Source organism: Zhongshania marina, from assembly GCF_002915595.1.
In the GTDB taxonomy this organism is placed as follows: domain Bacteria; phylum Pseudomonadota; class Gammaproteobacteria; order Pseudomonadales; family Spongiibacteraceae; genus Spongiibacter; species Spongiibacter marinus_B.
The window spans coordinates 78,448-102,213 of record NZ_PQGG01000026.1; the positions used below are offsets into that span (position 1 = coordinate 78,448).

The 23,766-nt window shown below is 48.1% G+C and carries 19 protein-coding genes; 9 read left to right on the forward strand and 10 right to left on the reverse strand.

Annotation, left to right across the window (positions count from 1 at the left end; translation table 11 throughout):
• Positions 1-1,488, reverse strand: coding sequence for an acetyl-CoA carboxylase biotin carboxylase subunit (locus C0068_RS10765; protein WP_103684500.1), 1,488 nt, complete (start codon positions 1,486-1,488; stop codon positions 1-3).
• A gap of 671 nt (positions 1,489-2,159) precedes the next feature.
• Between C0068_RS10765 and C0068_RS10770 the strand changes: the two genes are divergently transcribed.
• The 4 genes from C0068_RS10770 to C0068_RS10785 are packed head-to-tail and all read left to right on the forward strand — an operon-like array spanning position 2,160 to position 4,927.
• Positions 2,160-2,966 (forward strand): SDR family oxidoreductase, encoded by an 807-nt coding sequence (locus C0068_RS10770; protein WP_103684501.1) that lies wholly within the window; start codon positions 2,160-2,162, stop codon positions 2,964-2,966.
• A 10-nt stretch (positions 2,967-2,976) separates the two neighbouring features.
• A complete protein-coding gene (locus tag C0068_RS10775) occupies positions 2,977-3,768 on the forward strand; it encodes an enoyl-CoA hydratase/isomerase family protein (protein ID WP_103684502.1) in 792 nt (263 codons plus the stop codon).
• 37 nt (positions 3,769-3,805) lie between these two features.
• Positions 3,806-4,489, forward strand: coding sequence for a TetR/AcrR family transcriptional regulator (locus C0068_RS10780; protein ID WP_103684503.1), 684 nt, complete (start codon positions 3,806-3,808; stop codon positions 4,487-4,489).
• A gap of 21 nt (positions 4,490-4,510) precedes the next feature.
• On the forward strand, positions 4,511-4,927 hold the full coding sequence (locus C0068_RS10785) for a GFA family protein (RefSeq protein ID WP_103684504.1): 417 nt from the start codon (positions 4,511-4,513) through the stop codon (positions 4,925-4,927).
• Positions 4,928-5,005: 78 nt separating this feature from the next.
• On the opposite strand, the gene C0068_RS10790 is transcribed toward C0068_RS10785, so the two are convergent.
• The 3 genes from C0068_RS10790 to C0068_RS10800 all read right to left on the reverse strand — a co-directional run bounded on the left by C0068_RS10790 (position 5,006) and on the right by C0068_RS10800 (position 10,148).
• Complete coding sequence (locus tag C0068_RS10790; RefSeq protein WP_103684505.1) at positions 5,006-6,637, reverse strand: AMP-binding protein; 1,632 nt, start codon at positions 6,635-6,637, stop codon at positions 5,006-5,008.
• Positions 6,638-6,703: 66 nt separating this feature from the next.
• Positions 6,704-8,851: a 3-hydroxyacyl-CoA dehydrogenase NAD-binding domain-containing protein gene (locus C0068_RS10795; RefSeq protein WP_103684506.1), complete on the reverse strand. Its 2,148-nt coding sequence runs from the start codon at positions 8,849-8,851 to the stop codon at positions 6,704-6,706.
• 91 nt (positions 8,852-8,942) lie between these two features.
• Positions 8,943-10,148 carry an acetyl-CoA C-acetyltransferase gene (locus tag C0068_RS10800; RefSeq protein ID WP_103684507.1) on the reverse strand — a complete coding sequence of 402 codons (1,206 nt, stop codon included), beginning with the start codon at positions 10,146-10,148 and terminating at the stop codon, positions 8,943-8,945.
• A gap of 191 nt (positions 10,149-10,339) precedes the next feature.
• Here C0068_RS10800 and C0068_RS10805 point away from each other — a divergent pair, with 191 nt between their 5' ends.
• The 3 genes from C0068_RS10805 to C0068_RS10815 all read left to right on the forward strand — a co-directional run bounded on the left by C0068_RS10805 (position 10,340) and on the right by C0068_RS10815 (position 14,223).
• Positions 10,340-11,332 (forward strand): AraC family transcriptional regulator, encoded by a 993-nt coding sequence (locus C0068_RS10805; RefSeq protein WP_158249976.1) that lies wholly within the window; start codon positions 10,340-10,342, stop codon positions 11,330-11,332.
• Positions 11,333-11,579: 247 nt separating this feature from the next.
• Positions 11,580-13,031, forward strand: a complete 1,452-nt coding sequence (locus C0068_RS10810) for a coniferyl aldehyde dehydrogenase (protein ID WP_103684509.1) — start codon at positions 11,580-11,582, stop codon at positions 13,029-13,031.
• A gap of 31 nt (positions 13,032-13,062) precedes the next feature.
• The gene (locus C0068_RS10815) at positions 13,063-14,223 is read left to right on the forward strand and encodes an epoxide hydrolase family protein (protein WP_103684510.1); all 1,161 of its coding nucleotides are present in this window, start codon (positions 13,063-13,065) and stop codon (positions 14,221-14,223) included.
• Between the two features lie 48 nt (positions 14,224-14,271).
• Here the strand turns inward: C0068_RS10815 and C0068_RS10820 are convergent, their stop codons facing one another.
• The 4 genes from C0068_RS10820 to C0068_RS10835 all read right to left on the reverse strand — a co-directional run bounded on the left by C0068_RS10820 (position 14,272) and on the right by C0068_RS10835 (position 19,346).
• Positions 14,272-15,108: an alpha/beta hydrolase gene (locus tag C0068_RS10820; protein ID WP_103684511.1), complete on the reverse strand. Its 837-nt coding sequence runs from the start codon at positions 15,106-15,108 to the stop codon at positions 14,272-14,274.
• Positions 15,109-15,116: 8 nt separating this feature from the next.
• Complete coding sequence (locus tag C0068_RS10825) at positions 15,117-16,691, reverse strand: wax ester/triacylglycerol synthase domain-containing protein (protein WP_103684512.1); 1,575 nt, start codon at positions 16,689-16,691, stop codon at positions 15,117-15,119.
• Positions 16,692-16,769: 78 nt separating this feature from the next.
• Entirely contained in the window at positions 16,770-18,236 is a 1,467-nt protein-coding gene (locus C0068_RS10830; RefSeq protein WP_103684513.1) for an HAD-IB family hydrolase, read from the reverse strand.
• 474 nt (positions 18,237-18,710) lie between these two features.
• Positions 18,711-19,346 (reverse strand): TetR/AcrR family transcriptional regulator, encoded by a 636-nt coding sequence (locus C0068_RS10835; RefSeq protein WP_233208798.1) that lies wholly within the window; start codon positions 19,344-19,346, stop codon positions 18,711-18,713.
• Between the two features lie 600 nt (positions 19,347-19,946).
• On the opposite strand from C0068_RS10835, the gene C0068_RS10840 reads away from it, so the two are divergent.
• On the forward strand, positions 19,947-21,341 hold the full coding sequence (locus C0068_RS10840) for an SDR family NAD(P)-dependent oxidoreductase (RefSeq protein WP_103684514.1): 1,395 nt from the start codon (positions 19,947-19,949) through the stop codon (positions 21,339-21,341).
• Positions 21,342-21,579: 238 nt separating this feature from the next.
• Here C0068_RS10840 and bamJ read toward each other — a convergent pair whose 3' ends face one another.
• Positions 21,580-22,302: a BamJ family beta-barrel-assembly machinery protein gene (gene bamJ, locus C0068_RS10845; protein ID WP_103684515.1), complete on the reverse strand. Its 723-nt coding sequence runs from the start codon at positions 22,300-22,302 to the stop codon at positions 21,580-21,582.
• A 195-nt stretch (positions 22,303-22,497) separates the two neighbouring features.
• On the opposite strand from bamJ, the gene C0068_RS10850 reads away from it, so the two are divergent.
• Positions 22,498-23,253 (forward strand): hypothetical protein, encoded by a 756-nt coding sequence (locus tag C0068_RS10850; RefSeq protein WP_103684516.1) that lies wholly within the window; start codon positions 22,498-22,500, stop codon positions 23,251-23,253.
• Here C0068_RS10850 and C0068_RS10855 read toward each other — a convergent pair.
• On the reverse strand, positions 23,250-23,747 hold the full coding sequence (locus tag C0068_RS10855; RefSeq protein ID WP_103684517.1) for a TIGR02444 family protein: 498 nt from the start codon (positions 23,745-23,747) through the stop codon (positions 23,250-23,252). The genes C0068_RS10850 and C0068_RS10855 overlap by 4 nt on opposite strands.
• Between the last annotated feature and the right edge of the window lie 19 nt (positions 23,748-23,766).

Below are 23,766 nucleotides of genomic sequence, written 5' to 3' on the forward strand. Positions count from 1 at the left end.
TCAGTTTCTCCATTCTTTCATGAGGCGGTATGGATAAGGTACTTCATCCATCATCGCCACAAACTGGCGATCACTCAGCGCTGCGGTTGCCAATAATGCGGTATGCAAATCGTCGCCAATATTGTCTGGCCCCAAATCCGCTGCGTGCTCTTTAATAAAACCAGTATTGGTTTCACCAGCAATAAACGCGGGATGACGAAGCAAACGCCCCAAATAATCTGCATTGGTCTCTACACCCAACAACACAAATTCATTCAGCGCCTCGCCAGCTTTAGCAATTGCTGCATCGCGGTCTTCCGCGTGAACAATCAATTTAGCAATCATCGAATCGAAAGCCGTACCAACTTTTTGGCCTTCATAACTACCGCTGTCAAAACGCATACCCTCACCGACGGGCGGGCGCAACATCAGCACCTTACCTGCAGAGGGGGCAAAGTCGTCATCGGGAATTTCAGCACAGATACGGCACTCAATCGCGTGGCCAATCTGCTTAATATCTTCTTGCTTAAAGCTTAGCGGCTCACCCATTGCGATACGCACTTGCTCAGCCACCAAGTCGACACCCGTTACCATTTCAGTGATAGGGTGTTCAACCTGAATACGGGTATTCATCTCAAGGAAGTAATATTCGCCATTTGGCGAAAAGATAAATTCAATAGTGCCCGCACCCGTGTAATTGGTCGCCTTTGCGATGCCTACCGCAGACTCGCAAATATCCTTGCGTAACTCTGGGCTTAATGCCGGAGACGGGGTTTCTTCTATAACCTTTTGGAAACGGCGTTGAATCGAACATTCACGCTCCCATAAGTGTACGCAATTGCCATGCTCGTCACCCAAGACCTGTACTTCAATATGGCGGGGACTTTCAATATAACGTTCTGCGTATACCCGTGGATCACCAAAATAACGCTGGGCTTCGACTTTTGCGGTCGCAACGATATCGCGCAAGCCTTCGGCCTCGCGCACAATCTGCATACCTTTGCCGCCACCGCCTGCAGAGGCTTTAATCAAGACGGGGAAGCCGATCTCAATAATGCTGGCAATCAATTTGTCTTCGTCGCCATCATCAATCACAGAGGGCGCGATAGGGAAACCATGTTCAGCAACAAAATCCCTTGAGCCTATTTTGTCGCCCATAAGATTCATTACTTCAGGGCGTGGGCCTATAAAACACACACCTGCCTCATCCAGAGCTCGAACGAAATTCGCGTTCTCAGCTAAAAAGCCGTAACCCGGATGCACCGCATCTACGCCGTGCTTTTTACACAGCTCAACAATCTGCGGAATATCGAGGTAAGAGCTTACCGGCGTATCACCAAACACTTCGTAGGCTTCGTCAGCCAGGGTAAGTGCCGGACTCTCGACCTCTTGGCGGTGATAAAGAACAGCGGATGGTAGCCCAAGCTCTTTGAGCGTACGCAATATCCGCATCGCGATTTCGCCGCGGTTAGCGACAAGTACTTTTTTAAAACTTCGTACAGCTGACATTGAATTTTCCAGTGCGCTTAGTTGACGACAATATTTATACAACACAATTGAGTAACACTCAATAAAAACCTTAAATCAATCCAAACCGAAAATCAAATATGGTTATACTGCTAAAAATACCTAGAAAAGACCGCTAATATAGAGCAACCACAAAAGGCACACTATTTTAATTCGCTCAATAAGACCCGTCTTCTAGACTAAAACCAGCAAAGCCGCAGCCTCTAGCGCCATCACACTCGCGCAGCCTGCGACCCCGCCCAGAATAAAAAACCCCGCCTGTAACAGCGGGAAAGAATCGCACCTGGAAGGGCACTTGCCTCGGATCACGCCGCACACCACCCGCGACGTGAAAAATATTGACTCAATAGCGCACTTAAGCAAAGCACTATTGAGTAGAAGTTAATATAGTAATTAATGACCCCTACGTCAATAAAAGGCTTCGCCACCACCTATAATACAAGCACTCATAAATACGCAAGACACAAGCCTTACCACGCAAAAACCATGGATAATATTTTAGTTTTCATAGACTTACTCCAGCAAGCCAAAACTCTACTTCACAGCAGTTAAGACGTCTTCACCACCGATACCGCCAGCCAGCCAACCCGCAATATTGAGCTTTACTCAATTATAGGCTAAATTACAACCAAACCCTGCGTAAGGAAATTACTGTGTTTAAAGAAAATACCTTAGAAGGCAAAGTAGCCTTCATCTCCGGCGGCACCAGCGGCATTAATTTAGGCATCGCCAAATCGATGGCGAAACTCGGCGCAAAAGTCAGCGTAATCGGCCGCGACCTAGAAAAAGCCAACAATGCAGCAGCAGAAATTAGCGCTGTAGGCAGTCACGAAGCACTGGCATTTAGCGCAGATGTTCGCGATTACGCCGCAGTAAACGAGGCCATCGTCGCCACGGTAGAAAAATTTGGCCCACTCGATATCGTAGTCGCCGGTGCTGCAGGTAACTTTTTTGCCCCAGCCGTTGATATCAGCCCTAACGGTTTCAAAACAATTATTGATATCGACCTCATTGGCAGCTACCACGTCTTCCGCGCCGCATTCGACCATTGCACAAAGCCCGGCGCGCGCTTTATTGCCATTACCGCACCGCAAGCAGTAAACCCAACTCCGCTGCAAGCCCACGTCTGCGCAGCTAAAGCCGGGGTGAACGCCCTGCTTAAAACATTGGCAATGGAATGGGGGCCAGCTGGCATCTGTGTGAATGGCATTGCGCCCGGTCTTACCGCAGAAACAGAAGGCCTTAAACGTCTGTTTGCAACCGAACCTGCAGCGGGCAAAAAATTGCTTGACGCACTACCGTTACGATACCTCGGCTCTGTCGACGACATCGGCGCTGCCGCCGTTTATCTAAGTAGCGAGCTAGGCAAATATGTAACCGGCACCATTCTAGATGTAGATGGCGGCTATCAAATAGGCGACGCCACCATAGACTGCCTGAGCTCGAGCAAAAAGGCCTAAGGACTTAGATATGATTGAAGTTAGCGATAACGGCCACGTCCGCACAATTGCCCTGAACGACCCAGCGTCTTTTAACAGTATTACCGAAGAATCCGCTAATGCATTATTAGACGCATTGCGCGCCGCCGTGGCAGATCCACAGATTCGCGCCGTATTGCTTACCGGCAATGGCAAATTTTTCTGCGCGGGTGGAAATCTTAAAAACTTCATGGCTCAAGAAGGGCCACTTGACGACTATGTCAACCAAGCCATAGAAAACACCTACAACCCATTAGCTGAATATATGATGGCTATGCCAATCCCCGTGGTATCTGCCATCAACGGCCCCGCCATTGGTGCCGGCGTTGGCCTTGGCTTAAACGCAGACATCGTACTCGCGTCAAAATCAGCTTATTTCTCGCTACCATTTGTGCCAAAACTTGGCGTCGTACCCGATATGGGTTGCTCGTGGCTCGTGACCCGCGGCTTGAATTATAATCAGGCCCTAGCGCTATTTTTAACTGGCGAGGCCCTCGCCGCCGAAGACGCAGCGCGCTCTGGAATGATATGGAAGTGTGTTGACGACAGCGACCTAATGGCCGAAGCTTCGACTCTCGCCGCCAACTTAGCCAAGCTATCTCCTGCGGCGATACGCAGAACAAAACAAGCTCTACGATCCGCCTGTGAAAGCAATTTCGCCTCACAGTTAAAATTAGAGCAACAACTACAAACTGTCAGCTTCGGCGGAAATGCCTTCCAAGAAGGCCTGCGTTCATTTAAAGAACGACGCGAAGCGGATTTTATTGCACACGGGGATGACTAATCCCCTTTGCAATAACGCAGCCAAGAGATAAATACACGTGGTAACTAAAACTAAAAAGCCCGGCACCCGCACACGCTTGTCACGGGAACATCGCGAAAAAGAAATCATCACAGCGGCTCGCATAGTTTTTATACATCGCGGTTATGAGAACGCCACCATTGCTGAAATCGCCGACTCAGTCGGCGTCGTAGAAGGCACGGTGCTGCATTACTTTAAAAGTAAGCGCGCGCTGATGGTTAAGGTGATTGAAGAATTCTACCAAGATATTACCGACACCATGGAAAGTGGCGTCAGCGCAATTTCCGGCGCGCAAAATAAGCTTCGCTATATTATCCACACCCATATGTCTTTCTTACACAATAATAGCGATCTTTGCACCGTCATTCTGAATGAATCCCGTGGCTCGCAAACCGAGCTGCTAGATAAGGTTCACAATTTTAACCGCCGTTACAGCAATGTCGTCATTAACGTTGTGCGCGAAGGCAAGCAAGCCGGTGAAATCGCAGAATCAGCGTCCCCAACCCTTATCCGCAATGTTGTTTTTGGCGCGATAGAACATTATTTATGGGATATCGTTGCGGGAACCAAGCGCGAAGAAGCTGAAGTTATTGCCGACCAATTAACGCATCTTATTTTCAATGGCATTGTTAGCAACACTGAAAGTTCGCGAAATGAAATTAATTATCTCATTACCAAACTCAATAAACTGATCGACGAATAACACTTATATCAGGAGAAATTTATGAGCGACATTACTCACAAAGGTCAATGCGCATGTGGCGACTTCACCTACACCTGCGCAGGCGAACCTGCCAGCGTGATGGCATGCCATTGCCGTGACTGCCAATACGCTTCCGGCAGCGCCTTTGCCACGGTGGCCTTCTTTCCTGCAGTGAGCTGCGAACTGTCTGGATCGAGTAAGGTATACACCGTGAAGGGTGATGCCGGCATGACCGTTAATCGCCACTTCTGTGGAAACTGTGGTACGCCGCTTTATTCGGTATTGGCAGAGATGCCAGAAATGCTTTTCATCAAAGTAGGCTCTCTGGATCAGCCCGACTCAGTTAAGCTGCAAGGACATATGTGGTGTGCCTCTAAATTGCCGTGGTTAAAACTAGACGACGGCTTGATACAATTACCAGGCAACCCGCCGCTATAATTATTTTCCTCTGTTTTATAGCCATAAAAAAACCGCCAATTGGCGGTTTTTTTATGGCTTATTGATTACACGGAAAATCTACATAAAGACAACTGTGCTCTCATGCTTGGCTTCTATTTGCGCACTAAAATGCGCAATGATGCTTTTACGCTTCAACTTCATTGTCGGTGTTAACAAGCCGTTCATGATCGTCCACTCCGGCGTAATAACAATGTGTTTCACACGCTCGTAAGCTGCCAATTTAGAATTAATACGTTCCAAAGAAGCCTCTAAACTTGCAAGCAAGTCTGCTGACGGCAACGCTTTACCCAACTCCGACAATGTCGCCAGCAATAGCGGCTGATCTAGGCCATGCCCACAAACACAGACTTGTTCTAATTCAATAAGCGAACCAAAATCATCTTCGAGCTTGATCGGCTGAATAAATTTACCTTTGGTAGTTTTAAATACCTCGCTGATACGACCGGTAATCCAAAGATTTCCCTCTTCATCAAGCTTGCCCGTATCACCAGTGTGGTACCAACCGTCAATCAGTGCTTCTGCGGTTTTTTCGGGATTTTTATAATAGCCAATCATCAGACCATCGCTTTTAAAACACACTTCCTCGTCGTCGGTAATTTTAATTTGCACACCGTTTAGCGGTACGCCAACACAGCCCGCTTGCGGGCGCTCGTCCGACAACCAAAAAGTACCGTCGCAGAAATTTTCAGTCATGGAGTAGCCTTCACGTAGCACCACACCCATATTTATAAACCAGTTCTGCACATCCCGAGGACAGGGCGCAGAGCCCGTCAACACCATACGTGCCTGATTTAAGCCAAGCTGTTTTCTCACCTGCTCTTTCTGCTCTTCACCAAAACCAGCTTGAACCTCTGGTGGTATTTTGGCGTCGACTGCCGCTTTAAACTTCACCCACAGACGCGGCACAGAAAAGAAGAAGGTCGGCTCTACTTCACGCAGCTCTGCCGCAAAAGTTTCTAAACCTTCAGAGAAAGAAATAATGCCATTGCAGTACAAACCGTTCATTTCAACAATGCAACGCTCCGCCGCATGCGACAGTGGCAAATAAGAAATCAAGCGCTCACGCTCTGGACCACCGCCTATTTTCCAATCCTTTTGCATGCGCGGCAAAATGCGCCCAGGCGTGCCGTGAACGTGCATCACGCCCTTGGGATTGCCGGTCGTGCCCGAGGTGTAAAGAATTGTCATTAAGGCTTCGCTGTCGGGTACGGGTGAATCCGTCATCGGCTCATGACTGGCGATAATAGCCTCGATATCGGTTTCTGCTTCGCAGGCACAACCTTGAATTGCGACTCGTTTAATACCCGCCGGCAACACCTCATCAGCTTGGGCAGCAATATCAAACTGACCTAGAAAAATAAGCTGACTTTCACTGTGCTCTAAAATATACCGCGACGACGGCGCGTCCTGACCAGGATATAAAGGCACACTAACGTGGCCGCTAAGCATAATTGCAAAATCAACAATGACCCAATCTGCGCAGTTTTTCGCAAATACCGCAATTCGGCTGCCGGGCTCGTAACCCTGTGCAGAAATATAATTTGCCAGCCTGCGGGCCCGATCTGACACCTGAGCCCAGGTAAATTCCGTCCACTGCAAGTCTTTAGGCTGGCGCAGGAATACCTGATCTGCCGCAACAGATTCCCAGTGATACATCATTTCCAGAGGGGTTTTAATCGTAGTACTCATCACTTGTCACTCCAGCAGATCATTATTTTGTGTACGCCAAACTACATGTTTGGCGTATTTCCGCTATTACTGAAATAGCTCGCCAAGACGCGCCTTATCAATAGCTATTTGCGGTGGCGCAAAGCGCTTACCGTATTTACTTTCGAGCTCGCGGCAACGCTCAACAAAGCGCACCAGACCGTAGGTGTTCACAAATTGAATATAGCCGCCCGTCCACGTCGGCGCGCCAATACCCATTATCGAACCGATATTGCCATCGGCCACGGTACGCAAAACACCGGTCTCCAAACACACAAGGCTTTCAATAACCGGCCTAAACAGCAGGCGATCGCGAATATCTTGATCGCTTACCGCTCTATCAACGTCTTCCTTAAAGTACAAATCACGCAATCCCGGCCAAATCTGTTTGCCGGTCTCACTGTATTCATAATAGCCGCCACCGTGGACACGTCCACCGCGCTTGTGCTCATTTAACAAACAACGCATCAGAGCAGTGCCCTGCGGGGTCGGATCATCCTCTGCTTTGCGCAAGCCCATACTGATTTGAGCATCAATAATATCCAAAGACAACTTTTGGCTCACCTCATCTTGCAAGGCCAAGGGCCCAACCGGCCAACCAACTGATTTTCCAACGGATTCAACACGCACCGCATTAACCCCTTCAGCCATTAGCTGAGCGGCTTCTTGTATTGGCGTGCTGATAGTGCGCGACGTGTAAAAGCCCGGTGAGTCATTCACCACAATCGGGGTTTTCTTTAACTGACGGGTCAAATCAAAGGCCTTGGCGAGCGTCTCTTCGCTGGTTTCTGCACCGCAAATAATTTCCACCAAAGGCATTCTGTCTACCGGCGAGAAAAAGTGCATACCAATAAAGTTGGCCGGTTTACTACTGGCGGTAGACAGCGCGGTAATCGGTAATGTTGAGGTGTTAGATGCCCACACACCGCCTTCAGCCAGACAGGACTCGGTAGATTTTGTCAGCGAATGCTTCAGCTCGACATTCTCGAAAACCGCCTCAATAATAAAGTCGCAACCCTGCAAATCGCTGTCGCTAACGCTAGGCTTAATACGCGCAAGTACCTCTGCCGCAGCCGCTTCCTTCATACGACCTTTTTGAACCAGCTTCGCCAAACCTTTTTCAGAGTAAGCCTTGGCTTTTTCAGCAGACTCCATCGTCACATCTTTAATAACAACATTTATACCAACCATTGCCGCAGACATGGCGATACCCTGCCCCATCATGCCGCCACCAAGAATACCTAAGCGGGATACGGTATTTGGCTCAAAGCCTTTTGGCCGGCTTTGGCCACCTGCAACTTGGTTCATTTGGAAGAAAAATGCATTGATCATATTCTTCGCTTCCGGCGTGGTGACCAGCTGCGCAAACTGACGGCTTTCAATGCGTAGAGCGGTATCCAAATCCACTCGCAAGGTTTCGACCATAATGTCGAGGATCATTTCTGGTGCCGGCAAAAGACCGCGAGTCTTTTTTTGCAAGCCCGCAGCGGCAAACACAATACCTTGACGAATCGCTGGGTTTTCTTCACCACCGCCCGGAATTTTAAATCCCTTAACATCCCATGCCTGCACTGCGCTGTCGGGATTGTCTAATATCCACGCCTTGGAGCGGGGCAGAAGTTCGTCCTGTGTCGCCACCGTTTCATGAATTAATCCAGCGGCAAGGGCGGGCGCCGGCCCTAACTTTTTACCTTCAATTAAAAATGGAAATGCTTTTTCAAAACCCAGCAATGACGTTAAACGCACTACGCCACCCCCGCCCGGCAGCAAGCCTAAACCAACCTCGGGGAGTCCCAGCAGCACCGCGCGAGAATCTACCGCAATACGATGATTACAGCACAGACACACCTCTAAACCACCGCCCAGTGCTGCGCCATTTATGGCGGCTACAACCGGCACCGGTAATTTTTCGATTTGCCGTAGCAGCGCTTTAATTCCTTCTGTGCGCACAAACACACCCTGCTCTTCTCCAGGTTGCGCTGCCACTAAATCATTCAGGTCACCGCCGGCAATAAATGTTTTCTTCGCCGATGTAATAACCACGCCAGCCAAATTTTCTTCAGCTTGTAATTTGTTGAGGGTACTGCGCATCGCCTCAATAAATTCATCGTTTATGGCATTAACACTGCCGCGCATATCCATAGTGACGGTAACAATATTGCTAGCATCTTTTTCATACTTAAAAGAGTCTGTCATACGAATTCTTCCTGTCTGTTGAAGGCCTGCTACGGTAGGAGCTGGCTAGGCTTAGGCCGAATCTATCGGCGCTCACGAATCAAGTCGTGAATTAAACCCGTTCAATAATCGTTGCTATACCCATGCCGCCACCCACACACAGGGCAACTAGGCCGCGCTTTAATTGGCGACGCTCTAATTCGTCGAGAATTGTGCCAATCAACATACCGCCGGTAGCGCCTAGGGGATGACCCATAGCAATCGCACCGCCGTTAACATTGGTAATACTGTCGTCAATACCGAGGTCTTTCATAAAGCGCAGCGCAACCGAGGCAAAGGCTTCATTAATTTCCCACAAATCTATATCAGCAACGCCTAGACCAGCTTTCTTTAGGCATTTCAAGGCCGCTGGGCCGGGGCCAGTCAGCATAATGACAGGATCAGTGGAGGTAACAGCGGTCGCCACAATTCGAGCGCGGGGCTTTAGGCCTAGTTCTTTGCCGATCTCTTCGCTGCCAATTAAAACCGCACTCGCGCCATCTACAATTCCGGAGGAGTTTGCGGCGGTATGCACATGGTTTATTTGTTCAACAGCGGTGTACTTAGACAGCGCCATGTCATCCATACCCGCCTTCCCAAGGGCCTCAAATGAAGGGCGCAAGCCGGCCAAAGATTCCACGCTGCTATCAGGTTTGATGAAATCGTCCTGCGCCAGAATAACGGCGCCGCTCGCGTCCACCACACGGACAACAGATTTAAAGTAGCCATTGTCACGAGCAAAGCTTGCGCGCTTTTGTGACAACACTGCGTACTCGTCCACAGCGCGGCGATCCCAACCTTCAATGGTGGCAATCAAGTCCGCACCAACACCTTGCGGTACCGCCTTTTGACCCATAATAAATTCCGGATCAGAAAACATAACACCGCCATTGCTACCCATTTGCACCCGCGACATACACTCAACACCGCCAGCAACAATTAAGTCATCCCAACCCGAGGCAACTTTCTGCGCAGCAGTATTCACTGCCTCCAAACCAGATGCGCAGAAGCGATCTAACTGTAGCCCCGCAACCGCCTCGTTCCAGCCCGCAAATTGCGCAGCTGCTTTAGCAATATTGCTACCCTGTTGGGCAACAGGCGTAACACACCCTAGGAGCACGTCATCTACACGGCTAGTATCAAGCTTGTGACGTTGCTGAATTTCTTTAAGCAAACCCGCTACCAATGCAACAGGTTTCACCTCGTTCAAAGAACCGCCCGCTTTGCCTTTGCTGCGTGGAGTACGGATGGCTTCATAAATATATGCGGCTTTGGTCACGACATACCTCGCGTTTGCCTTGCTGTGAGTCAAATAGGCCTAATAAATGACGAATACGGCCCGGTGCAGCAGTTTGCGAGATAGCCGATATTGATACAATGATCAGAAAATGGCGCCAAAATTACCATTAAAATGCAAATTTCAATGTATAATCGTTTTCTATGGGTAATTTTGACTCTCTAAGCATTGCCATGACGACTGTCAGCAGCAGCCTAAGCGGTGCTGCACAGCAGGGAATAAACGTCTTAGCTTTGCTCCGCAAATGCGGCATCGACCCACGTCTGCTGAACTCTCCGCAGGCGCGCATCCCCGTTCGCCAGTTTATTAAACTGTGCCGCTATAGCAGTGGCCGCCTCAACGACGAACAATACGGCTTATTGGAAAAGCCCCAACGTTTGGGCACCTATCGCGCCATTGCCATTAACGTTGTTCACGCTAAAAACCTCGGTGACGCCCTGAACCGCTATGCAGAATTTAGTAATCTGTTTGAAAACAGCTTTGAATTTCAACTTAAAGCTAAGGCCCGCCGAGCGGAATTTATTATTCGTCGCCGCCCTCGCATGAAGGTGCATAATAACTTCGCAGTAGAATCTGCATTAATGATTGCGCACCGTTTTAGCAGCTGGCTAATTAACGAAAGAATCACACTGCAGGGCGTGTATATCGACTATCCCAGCCCGCCGTTTCATGAGTACAATTATCTGTTTTACGGTGCGCCGGTCTTGAACAATCAAGATTATGCCGCCATCGAGTTCGACGCAGGATACCTAGAGCGGCCAATCGTACAAAATGAAGTCCACCTTGAAAGCTATTTGCAAAATGCCCCCGCAAAGCTGTACCTACCCTTGGATGAAAGTGGACAGCTGTCTCTGCAAGTCAGAAAAATTCTTAGCGATCTCCCCAACTCACTAAGCTCAAATACCGCACTTAGCGACACCAGCAAAGCGCTTGGTATTAGCAGCGACACCTTGCGTAGACGATTAAAACGCGAGGGCACAAACTTTCAAACCATTCGCGCCAATATTCGCCGCGAACTGGCCATCCATTACTTGGCCTCGAGCAGCGAAACCATCGAAAATATTGCCTACAAAACAGGGTATACAGAGCCAGGCGCCTTTATTCGCGCTTTCAAAAACTGGACCGGATACACCCCGCTAAAATTTAGAAAGCAGCTAGAATATTAAAAGCTAGCTTACTATTTAGCGCCTCCAGATTTATTGACTTGAATATCATTAAATGCCAACATCCAAGCCCATTGGGCTAGGCAACTTCACGCGATCACCGACTTTTTCATTAACAATAAATCGGATAAACACGCTCCAAATCGCCGTTTTAGCCCCGACTCATTAGCTTTTTCTACCCAATTTTTAATAGCACAAAACCATTCTTTTTTATTATTAACATCCACCTCAACACCCGAGGAAAAGGAATATGAAAAGCGCCTTAGCAGCTGACACCGCACACAACAACGACTTCCAAGAAATTCAGAAAATCGTTGAGCTTCAACGCAATAGCTTTATTAGCGACGGCTACCCGAGCGCCAAAACTCGCATAGATCGCTTAGATCGGCTTATTGCCATGCTGCGCAGCAATAAGCAAAAGCTTGCCGCTACATTAAAAAGTGATTACAGCGCACGGTCTCATTTCGACAGCGTCGTTTTTGATATTTTAGTACCCATAGAAAGCCTGAAGTACTGCCGCAAAAACACCGCCAAATGGATGAAGCCAGAAAAGCGCGGCGCTAAATTCCCTCTTAATCTTTTGGGGGCAGATGCCCATGTCTTCTATCAGCCTATGGGCGTAGTCGGTATTGTTGCACCGTGGAATTTTCCGATTCAGCTTACCTTCTCACCATTAGGCAATGCGATTTCTGCTGGCAACCGCGCCATTATCAAACCCTCTGAGCTCACACCAGAAACATCAGCCTTATTGGAAGAGCTCTTCAAAGCCGATTTTAGCCCAGAAGAAATTAGCGTTGTGAATGGCGGGCCTGATGTTGCTGCGGCATTTACGGCGCAGGCTTTTGACCATTTGGTATTTACTGGCGCGCCATCGGTTGCTAAACACGTTATGCGTGCCGCCGCTGAAAATTTGGTTCCGCTTACGCTTGAGCTCGGTGGAAAATGTCCAGTTATTATTGGCGAAGGTGCAGATATAAAATCTGCGGTTGAACGTATATTCACTTTTAAAACCATGAATGCCGGACAAATCTGCCTAGCACCGGACTACACCTTCGTTCAAGCCGAGGTGCTGCCGCAATTCATCGAGTGCGCTAAAAATTTCGTCGCCGAGAATTTTGGTACTCTTGCCGACAATGACGATTACGGTTCCATCATTAACGAACGCCACCGCGCAAGAATTGCTGGCTATATCCAAGAGGCAATGAGCAAGGGCTACCAAACTATTCCGCTGAGTGATGATATTGGATTAGACAAGCTCGCGCATAATCACAAACTAGCACCAACCCTTGTCATCGATCCCTCAAACGATTGCAAAATTATGAGCGATGAGATTTTTGGCCCCGCTATGCCGATCAAAACCTATACCAATATCAACGATGTCGCGGCGCATATTAATCGCGGCGAGCGCCCCTTGGCGCTGTATTATTTTGGTAAATCAAAATCTGAAATTAATATGCTTAAACATAACACCACCTCTGGTGGAATGGTTGTCAATGATATTGCTGCCCACGTGCTGCAAGACACTATGCCGCTAGGTGGTGTTGGCCATAGTGGCATGGGCTCTTACCACGGCTTTGATGGCTTCCGTCAACTTAGCCACGGCAAAGGCTATTACAAACAAGGGCTCCTAAGTCTAACTCCATTCTTTAAAGCACCGCACACAGACAAGATGCTGTCGCTGCTTGAAAAAATGATGGGCTAATAAAAATTGTTACCGGTATTGAGATTAAAAAATGAATATTGAACGATTTGTTATCGACATAGAACAATCCCGATTAGATGAGCTAGCCACACGCCTAAATTCCGCGCGCGTCATCCCCGACTTTGGCAATAGCAATTGGGAATACGGTACTAACACCAATTATTTAAGTGAGTTAGTCGAATACTGGCGCAAGGATTACGACTGGCGCAAGCACGAAAAAGAAATGAATCAGTTTGAACATTTCAAGACTGAGATAGACGGCCTTCCTATTCATTTTCTGTATAAAAAAGGCAAAGGGCCATCACCCACGCCATTATTACTTAGTCACGGATGGCCGTGGACATTTTGGGACTACCAAAAGCTCATAAACCCGCTGACTGATCCCGCTGCTTATGGTGGTGACGAAGCCGACGCCTTTGATGTTGTCATCCCGTCGTTGCCCGGCTATGGATTTTCTACACCGCTCACTAGCACCGGCATTAACTTTGTTAGCACCGCCGATATTTTTGTGAAACTAATGGATGGCTTGGGATATAAAAAATTCGCTGCCCACGGTCACGACTGGGGTGCCATTATTACCGCGCAACTCGGTCATAAACATGCTGACAAATTAATCGGCGCCCATTTTACCACCATGCTACCGCTAGACACATTTACCGGCGGCACCGTTGATGAGTCATTTTTTGATGCCAGCGAAATGGGTATTGCAGAAAAGAACATGACGTTCTTTGCTGATGGCGGCGGCTACTTTGCCCTGCAATCGACGCGACCACAGACCCTAGCCAATGCCCTATGCGACTCCCCCGTCGGGCTATGCTCGTGGATTTTAGAAAAACGGCGCGACTGGAGTGACTGCGGTGGCGACGTAGAAAGTCGTTTCTCAAAAGACGACCTCATCACCACTGTCATGTTGTATTGGCTCACGGATAGCTTTGGCACGTCTGCTCGGTTCTACTATGAAGCTGCGCATCAGCCATGGGCTCCATCCCATGACCGCAAACCACTTGTAGAAGCGCCCTGTGGTATCGCGATCTTCCCTGAGGAAGTACTAGCCCAGCCCAAAGCGTGGATTGAGCATTACTACAATGTAAAACATCTATCAGAAATGAGTAGCGGCGGCCATTTCGCCGCAATGGAAGAACCTGAAGCTCTGCTTAAAGATATTCAGCAGTTCTTTGCTAGCTTGCGCTAATCACCAAGCAGTGGGCGCTGACGTTTTGTACAGTGCCCAATCTCATATTTAGCTAGGAAAACGAGCAAGCATCCATCCACAAATATCACTTACTACCTGCGCCCTATCAGTTGGCAACTCATTCAATATCTCGTGATAGAAGCCTGGATAAATTTTTAGTTCTTTATCCTCGGAACTCACTTTTTCAAACAATATTTCGCTTGATGCTGCCGGCACCAACTTGTCGTCGCTGCCGTGCATGATAAACATCGGCAAAGTGAGAGCAGGGAATTGCGCTGGCAATTTAGTAACTTTGTTAACCAGCTCCGAGATGGTCTTTAAGGGTACCCGTGACGTAAGATTCAAGGGATCTTCCGAGTAATCCTTAACCACACTAGAGTCTCGACTTACTAACTCAGGAGCCACATTAAACGACGGCAGGTTCGGCACAAAGGTGCTCACTATGCCGCAGAATAATTGTATAGGTGTATTGATCGCATCGACCGACAAGGCCGCACCAGACAATAATAACGCAGACAATTTTTCTTGATGCTGCAAGGCAAACCCAACCGCGATAGCCCCACCCATACTGTGGCCAAGCAAGGCAATTGGCAATTCATGCTCTTCTGCGATCTTATCAATCAATTGATTTAAGTCGTCGATACAATACTGGTAGCGATTAATCGCACCGCGATGACCGTAAGACTGACCGTGGCCCCTGTGATCTATGGCGTAAACCGTATAATTCTGCGCAACCAAAGCCTTAGCTAATTCTGCATAACGCCCGCCGTGCTCACCTAGTCCGTGGGAAATGACTACAACAGCAACCGGATTGTCCGCCCGCCAGGACTGCCAAAATATTTTTACGCCATCGCAGCCCAAAAGCTTTCCATTTGTTTGCACCATAGATAATCCTATTTATTCGAAAACTGATTAATAATTTCATTAAATTCCGCAGTAACGCTATCTATCAACAGCTGTGGCTCTACAATTGCAGCTGGATCTATATTCAATGCAATACACGCTTTGTCATCATGGGTAATCATTGCGTACATTACAGCGCAACCGGGGCGGGGCGGTATCGCGTAATGCGCCAATACCTTACAGCCCGACAGGTAAACCGTCTCGCGCATACCAGGAATATTACTCGCCTGCGCGTCCATTCTACTTGTCACCAATGACATCAAGGCAGCTATCACTGAATTCGGCATGGCGAGCATGCCTGGCATTAACTGATTAAAAAAGTCTATCGCGGGCTCCTGCCTAACTTGACTAACAAAGTCACCCACCTTTTTTAACTGTGTGTTCAAGTCTGAATATACCGGCGCGCGATAACTTACGCCGCTAAAACGATTGCCACCCTCTGGATCGCCAGGCTTACGAACGCTTACCGGAAAAGACAAAGGCACAGCATCTAAACTTATGTCATAGGCTTCGTGGTAACGGCGAAAACCGCCAATAATCCCAGCGAGATAAACATCATTAAAGGATGCCCCAGCATTTTTTGCCGCGGCTTTTAAGGCTGGGAATGGCAATTCAAATATTTCTATTCGCGTCGCTAAGCTACGTTTTCTAAACAGCGGAGAGCCGCCACCACTTTGCGCTTGAGTTAAGGCCATTATTGAACGGCTATAATCTAATGCCATTCTTGAAAATTCTGTTTCCCGATCACTAATCCATTTATATGCTTGCCGCCCAGCGCTCGACGCTAAGGTGGAAAACTGCCGAAAGTCCGTTAGTAGGCGACCACCAACTTGACGACGCCACAATGGCTTTTTCGCTTCCCACTTAGCGACCGGACTCAGTTGTTCATCTGCTGTTCGCGCTAGCAAGGCATCGAACAATTGGATCAGACCCGCACCGTCGGTCATGCTGTGGTGAATTTTCATTGCGAAGGCGCTGCGCTTATTTTCCAAGCCTTCTATAAGCACAATTTCCCATGGTGAACGACTGCGATCACAGGGTGTTGTAGAAAATGACTCAAGAAAACTCATTAACTCTGAATGCGCCCCCTCTCCAGGCAAAGACACACGCCGAACGTGGTAGTGCAGACTAAAGCTCTCGTCGTCTACCCAGCTTGGTAGCTGGCCAATAACCCCCGTTTCAAATACTTTCTGACGAAGGCGCGGCACTACAGCAACCATCCACTCCATCGTCGCCATGAATCGCGACCAATCGGGTGTGCCTTCTAAAATATGCAGAGACGTTCCTGTAGAGCGTGTTTTAGGCAACACCTCCATACGCCACATTATGGCTTCTGAGGCTGACATTATCTTCCCGCCACCCCACGCTCTAAGCTTCGCCAAGCGTTCAGCACTGACCGTAGATTTCTCCTGAACAGCTGGCACTTTTTTAACCGAGGTTTTTTTAAGCGACTTTTTCTCAGCAGCACTAGACTGGCTAGCTATAACATCGCTCGACTTCTCATCATTTCTTACAACGGTCGTTGAACTCATATGAGTCAAATCTGGATTTACACTCTGCGGCATGTACTGCTCCTGAGTAAGCGCCTGTCAAGACGCCCTAAATATAATCACTTGTATAAAGCTAGGTCGGCCTTTAAAAAATCACACCGCCGTATTGATGTTTTTGCTCACTGCCGGAGTCGATGGCCAGTCATCAATGGTATCAACAAATAACTGCCGCACCTCGGCAATTTTGTCGTCGAGTTCATCCGCCGCCCACGCAGACACATCTATCGGATCGAGCACACAAATGTCTACCGTACCTGCCCGCATAGCTGAATCTTCACGCCACATAAGCTCACCAGCATTGCGGATAACTACAGGAATAACCGGCACACCAGCTTGACGAGCTATATGAAATGCGCCCTTTTTAAAACGACCAACCTTAGGTGTGTAAGAACGCGTCCCCTCCGGTGCAATCGCAACCGACAAACCGCGATTCAATCGATCCACCGCTGGCTGCAATGCCTCAATTGCCTTTTTAGAATTACTGCGGTCTAAAAATGACATTTCTGCCATGCGCAAAAAGGGGCCAATGATAGGTACATTTTCAGCTTCTTTTTTTACAACGCCGGTTAACTCTCTACGGATAATATTGTAGAAAATAAAAAAATCTAACTTACTTTGATGATTCAGAATAAAAACGGCAGGCCTAAGCTTCCACAAATTATGTTCATTAATAATATTAACTTTAATACCAGCCAGCGCCAGACCTAGCTCGCTGCCAATCGTGCCGATCATATCTGCCGCACGCCGGGGTTCATTGTAAAACCGGTTGTATGCCATACCCGCCAGCATCGTTGCCGTCATGGCCGAATACGCGCCGATCGTACCTGCCACCGCCTTTAGCGGCGCACGCTTGCGAGGATCGAAATTTAAAACCGGCCACTCGGTGTTCTCTGCCTTCACCAACAACTTCTGCTGAGGGTTAACCGCAGTTGGCAAGCCTACCGCACACAGAAAATCGATATCCTCATCGCCATTGGCGTAGCCATAACTTTTTGTAAGCGATATTTTCTTCTGCTTACAAAATTGGCGAACGGCCTCCGCTTTATTCTTCCCCCACAAAGGTTCGCCAATGAGTTTGCCGTTTACGATGCCGCGCTTAACTTCAAGCTCTGTCGCCAGAATATGCTCTATATCATATTCCGCTGCCAAAGATTCAATTTGGTAACGGGTAGCAGAAGACGCAATAGCGACGGTGTGACCTGCACGAATATGAGCCTGAACTAGGCTATAACCTTCGTGAAACATGCGCTTGGCAATTCGCTCAATAAATAGGCGCGCCCACAGCTCACGCACTTCTTCTTCGCTATTGCCTGCCCATTCTGAAATCAGCTCCTTGAAAAGCTCCGCAAATTCAGCTTCGTCGACAATATCTTTGAAGGATGCGCCCACACCGGTAACAATTTCTTTCAAACTTATTTTACGAGTGCGGAGTCGCTCTTTAAAATATTCTGCAGCCGAATAACCATCAATTAATGTTCCATCAAAGTCAAAGAATGCACCCACCGACGGCCCCTGCGGCCCAGCCTGAATACGCGAAATAGCTATTTCTAATTCCTTCATTTAAAACTCCGCTGTACTAATCTAAGGCAAAGCCACATCAGCCCACACCCGATACCTATTTATTGCCAGCCTATATTAAAGTTTTGCACTAGCTGCAAAGCCATAAACACTAGCCACTATTGAAGCTGATATTAATTACAAACAACCCATACTTTTTATTGTGACGAAGACACCGCAGCTACAGACTGAAAATATCTAGCAACAACAAGATTGGGCATAGCTTGGACGCAAAAATGTTACATGGCATTCAAGAAAGTAATACTGCGCTTTACAGCTCATTGGAGATATGAGCCAAAGGGGGCATTGCGTCATCACTACTGTATCCAAGCTACAAAAGCCTTGATATCAACTACTGATAAGTAAGTCAATAAAGTAAGCAGCAAGATAGCGCTTTAGCCGCGCACAGAAATCTGCCGGCTATTTGCTAGATTAACGAATAAAAAATGCTGGGAAGACATGAAGCCAGATTCACTCTCAATCTGGCGCGAGATAACTCATTACTAAGGAGTGAACCGTGTGCTGTACCGTGCGCTTAGAATTACCAGAATAACGCATGTGTGCAACGGTGTGGGCCATCCCCATAATAACCCGCGACGCGTCACTAGCGTTTATCTCTGATGATATGGAATTATCTTGTCGCCCCTGCAAAAGTAATTTACGCAGGCCAGATACCGCCTCTTTATAAAAGTCGAGGTACATATCCCAGATAAAGCCCCGCGTAAAACCAGACCACTCCAACCAGATTCGAACGTAATGACTGTTTTCATCAATTAAGGTCTGGAAGGCAAGCAGAATATCTTCGATGCGCTCATAAGCTGGCGATGACTTCACCAAGCCAGGCACAATCATTTGATCAATAAAATAACGGTGAATCTCTGTTAATACAGATTGCTGCAGCAAGTCGATGGTAGGGAAGTAGTGAAAAACCGTGGGAACAGACACGCCTAATTCCGCAGAAATATCGGCATGGTTCGCATTGGCCAAACCGCGCTCTGCGAACATATGAATGCCACACTGCAGAATCTGTTGATGCCTAAGCTCTGGAGACATACGCCGCGCTCGCGTTTTAGGCTCAGTGGTCTTTTCTAATTTAACGCCTTGTTTTTTCAACCCTTTTCCCCAGACTACAGATCTAAATCACCAAAAAATCAACGTTGCGACGCACATCTATGTTGCCCATATCTACAGCAAATATAGACCAATATAAACGTGCGCCCATTTGTGAAGCACATATTATACCGTTTTTTTGACGCGCCGTTTGCTCTTATACGGTCTCGCTATATCAATAGCAAAAGACCGAAATCCTGACGAACTAATACCAAGTAAATCGCTAGCCTACTCTGCGTTAACTTCAGGATAATACACAAGACGCTTAGATAGGAGAGGCGATTATGGCAAATAGTAATGGTGACGTAATACCAAATAACACCTTCGCGACACACATGGCAATATTGATAGGCGCCATGCTGGTACTCACACTTTTTATACCTAATATCAATTAATTACGCTCAAACCCGCGGCAAAATTACAATAATGAGCGCCGCCAAGTACGCCCTTCCCCGCCCCTAATCTCCACCGCAAAACCACATCACTGATCTAGAAATCTCGCCAGCTCGTAACAGCTAGCAATACAAGACCATCAAGACCTAAGGCTGGATTTATACCTGTCCGCTGACTAAATGCCAGCAACGCCTACACCGAGATAGCCCGATGAAGCACACCCTACACGAAAAAATTGTCGTAAAGCGCCCCATAGAAGCGTGCTTTGCGTATCTAAAAGACTTCTCAAGCATTGAGCAATGGGACCCTGGGGTCTATCGCTCACGCAAATTAACACCCGGTTCCGTTGAAGTCGGCACGGAATACGAAGTCCTATTAAAGCTTCCCGCTGGTAAGCAAGCCGCTATGCGCTACCGCCAAGTCGCCATCATTGAGACGTCACAACTGATTCTTCAAGGTGAAGGCGAGAACTTTAGCGCCATTGACACCCTCAGCTTTAAAGCGATCAACGACGATTACACTGAAATCGATTATCGCGCCGAACTGGAATTACTATGGCTACCATCACCCCTCACACCAATAACAAAGCCGATATTAAATCGCATTGGAAAAAAGGCTATCAATGGCCTGCAGCGAGCACTCACCATCCCCCAGGCAGCCCCGAACAGACGATTAAGGGACAATATCCTCGACAAGCTCATTGCACCTGCGGCGCTTTCCTTTGGCAAACGAGGCTATCTTTCACTGCCACGCAAATCACATAGCAGCAGGATGGACGGCAAAGTCGTGGCAATCACCGGCCCCACTGCGGGTATTGGCTTAGAAGCCGCCTGCGAATTAGCCAGATTAGGCGCACGCCTAATTCTCATTGGCAGGGACGAACAGAAACTACGCAATGCCGCTATGCAAATCCAAGACTTTAGCGGCTGCAACAATAAAGCCATACACCTGATAGAAGCCGACCTGAGCTCACTAAGCGCCACCGCAGCCGCGGCGAATCAGATCAAAGACTCACTAGCACGCATCGACGTTCTTATTAACAACGCCGGCGCCCTGTTCGCCAGCAGAGAAGAAACACATGAAGGATTTGAACGCGCCCTCGCGGTGAACTTTCTTGCTCCAGTACTACTAAGCAAACTACTCAGCCCACACTTTAATGACAATAGCCGCGTCATCAACGTCGTATCCGGCGGCTTATACTTCCAAGGGCTCAAATTAGAAGACCTACAATTTCGCAATGAACCTTATGACGGCAGCAAGGCTTACGCCCGCGCAAAGCGAGCCCTGCTATATATGAGCAATGAAAGCACAAGCAAGACCAGCTACTTCACTATGCACCCAGGCTGGGCCGCCACACCGGGGGTCGCCAAATCATTGCCAGCCTTTAATAAACGGCTTCAAAATTTTATGCGCGACGGCCGCATGGGCGCCGACACGATAATTTGGCTGGCCAGCGCCCCCGAGCTTCAAGCATATAAAACGCCCCAACTTTGGTTTGATCGCCGCCCACACGCCTTCGACGTGTTGCCCAGTACAAAATCTAAACCAAATGAAATTCAACAACTAAAAATGTGGACAGAGGCCACTCTCAAACAGTTTCTTTAAAGCTGCGCGGCCGCATTTGAAATGCACCAATAGCACAAACTAGAAACATGAGATTTAGCGGTAAATTATGAGAAATATCTCACACATAAACAGGACAAATGCTGATTCACCCTCGCAGGGAAAAACCTAAACTACGCGAGGTCAAGGATGACGACGGTGCAACAAGGATGTACTGCACCACCACAATGCAGAACAAAAAAGGCCCCGCTTGGGGCCTTTTTGCGTCTAAGTGACAATATTACTTTTTCGCTTCTTCTTTCTTCTCGCCGCCAGCAATGCTGATTAGCTCAACATCGAAAATTAGCGCCGAATTCGGGCCAATCATCTGACCTGCGCCACCTGGGCCATAAGCCAACTCAGGCGGAATAAACAATTTCCACTTAGACCCTACCGGCATCATCTGCAAAGCCTCAGTCCAACCAGGAATAACACCGCCAACAGGGAAGCTGACTGTTTCACCGCGCTGATAGGAGCTATCGAACACCGTACCATCTAGCAAAGTACCGTGATAATGCACTTCAACGGTGTCATCTACGCTGGGCTTGGCACCATCACCTTCTGTTAAAACCTGATACTGCAGACCGCTTTCAGTCGTTTTCACGCCCTCAACACTGCCGTTTTTTGCAAAAAAGGCCGCGGCCTCTTCTTTGTTCTTAGCACCGGCTTCCTGTGCTTCTTCCTGACGAGCGGCTAGCTGCTTTTGCTGATACTCCTGCAGCGTGCTCATAATCTCCTCTTCACTCATCTGCAAATCACCGCCCGCTAGCGCATCACGCACACCGGCACTAAATGCATCAACATCAAGAGGAAGATCGTCACCGAATCGCGCCCCAATATTTACGCCAATACCATAGCTGACTTTAGAAATTTCTGTCTTCAAATCGGGCTTAGACGCAGTTTCACTATTACAAGCCGTAAGCAGACCACTCATTACCACCGCACAAACCAGTGTCTTATTCATGTAACTACCTTATTTATGGATAAAAATTACTGCCGCGTATTCGGCATGCATACTCAGACCGTAGTCTGCCACAAGCGTTCCTGCAGACACAGTGTCCCAAGGTATAAATCCTATTGATTGAGGAGATAGATTCTCTGCGGCAAGTTTGTATAATGCAGATTGATGTTTTTTTGAACATTCGTAGGGTTAAATCTCATGATTGGTAATAAAAACAAGAGTAAATCGACCAAAACCCCGCTTGCAGAGCTGCAAAACCTGCAATCTGAACTACATTCACTTAGAGAAAAGCACATTGCGGCACTCGAAAGTGAACTCTTAGTCCTTGAAAGAGAAGAAGTTTCTCAAAAAGCCCGAATTGACAAAACCCGCGATCTGCTAAGCCAAGCCAAACAGCGCTTAAAAGACCAGCAAAACGCCAAACCCAGCATTCAATCCCGCACCCAAGCAAGTATCGACACGCATCAAAACAACTACGACAGCTATCAAACTGAACTCGCCAGTCTGCGCGGTAAAATATTTGAGCAAAAGCTAAATATCCGTAAAGAAAAAGCGGTTTTAAAAGCAATTATTGACACCGAAAAAACGCTAAAACCCAAAGAAAAAGCACCAACGTCGGCAAAATCAAGTAAAGCACCGAGCTCGATCACCAAACCTGCACCCAAGGCGGCAGCCCCCAAAACCAAGAAGCCAAGCCCTAGCCCCAATAAAAAAGAAGACGCCGCCAAAAAGACCGACGTCGAAGCGACGCCACAAGAAATCAAGCAAGAAGTAGAAAACAAGCCGATTACGCCTCCGCCCGTGGTCGCGAAAGAACAGGCAGCGCCTGAAAAACCTCAAGTAATCGAAAAGCCCTACGCGCCTCCGAAACGACGGGTAAGACGCATGAGCGACATCCCCAGTCACCCAGAGAAAGCCGCCGACAGACTCGCTAGCTTGTTTGACGATTTTTAACGTATTTTTGCGAAATTACCTGTCATTTCAGCGAAAATACTCTCAACCTCACGACTGCCGCCACTGTGTACCGCTGCGTAAACTAACAAATTATGCAGACAGGTGGCGCTATCTACTTTTTCCTCTGGAATGGCCGGTATATGGCTAGCCAACACATCAATCTCCATACGCTCAGCTTCAATTTCTGCCGTTTTTAAGGCGCCATATAGCCCCTCACACTGCTCAGCCTGACGGCGCAGCGCGCGCAATGGAAGAATATAAGCACCGCGAATGGGTTCTGCCGCGCGAATCAACTCTAGACAGAGGTCATTTGTCCATTTTTCCCTGCAAAATCCCGCCGCCAGCAAGATATTTACGTCCATTTGGTAATGGTCCTGCAAATACAGGCAATGCCGTTGTATTATGGGCTCCGCGTAAGCCGCCAACGCAAATTCCCAAAGGGTGTTTGGCACCTTACTAGGTGAATTCTCACCGGCATTAATTTTTTCATCCATTACTTGGTACTCACGCTAT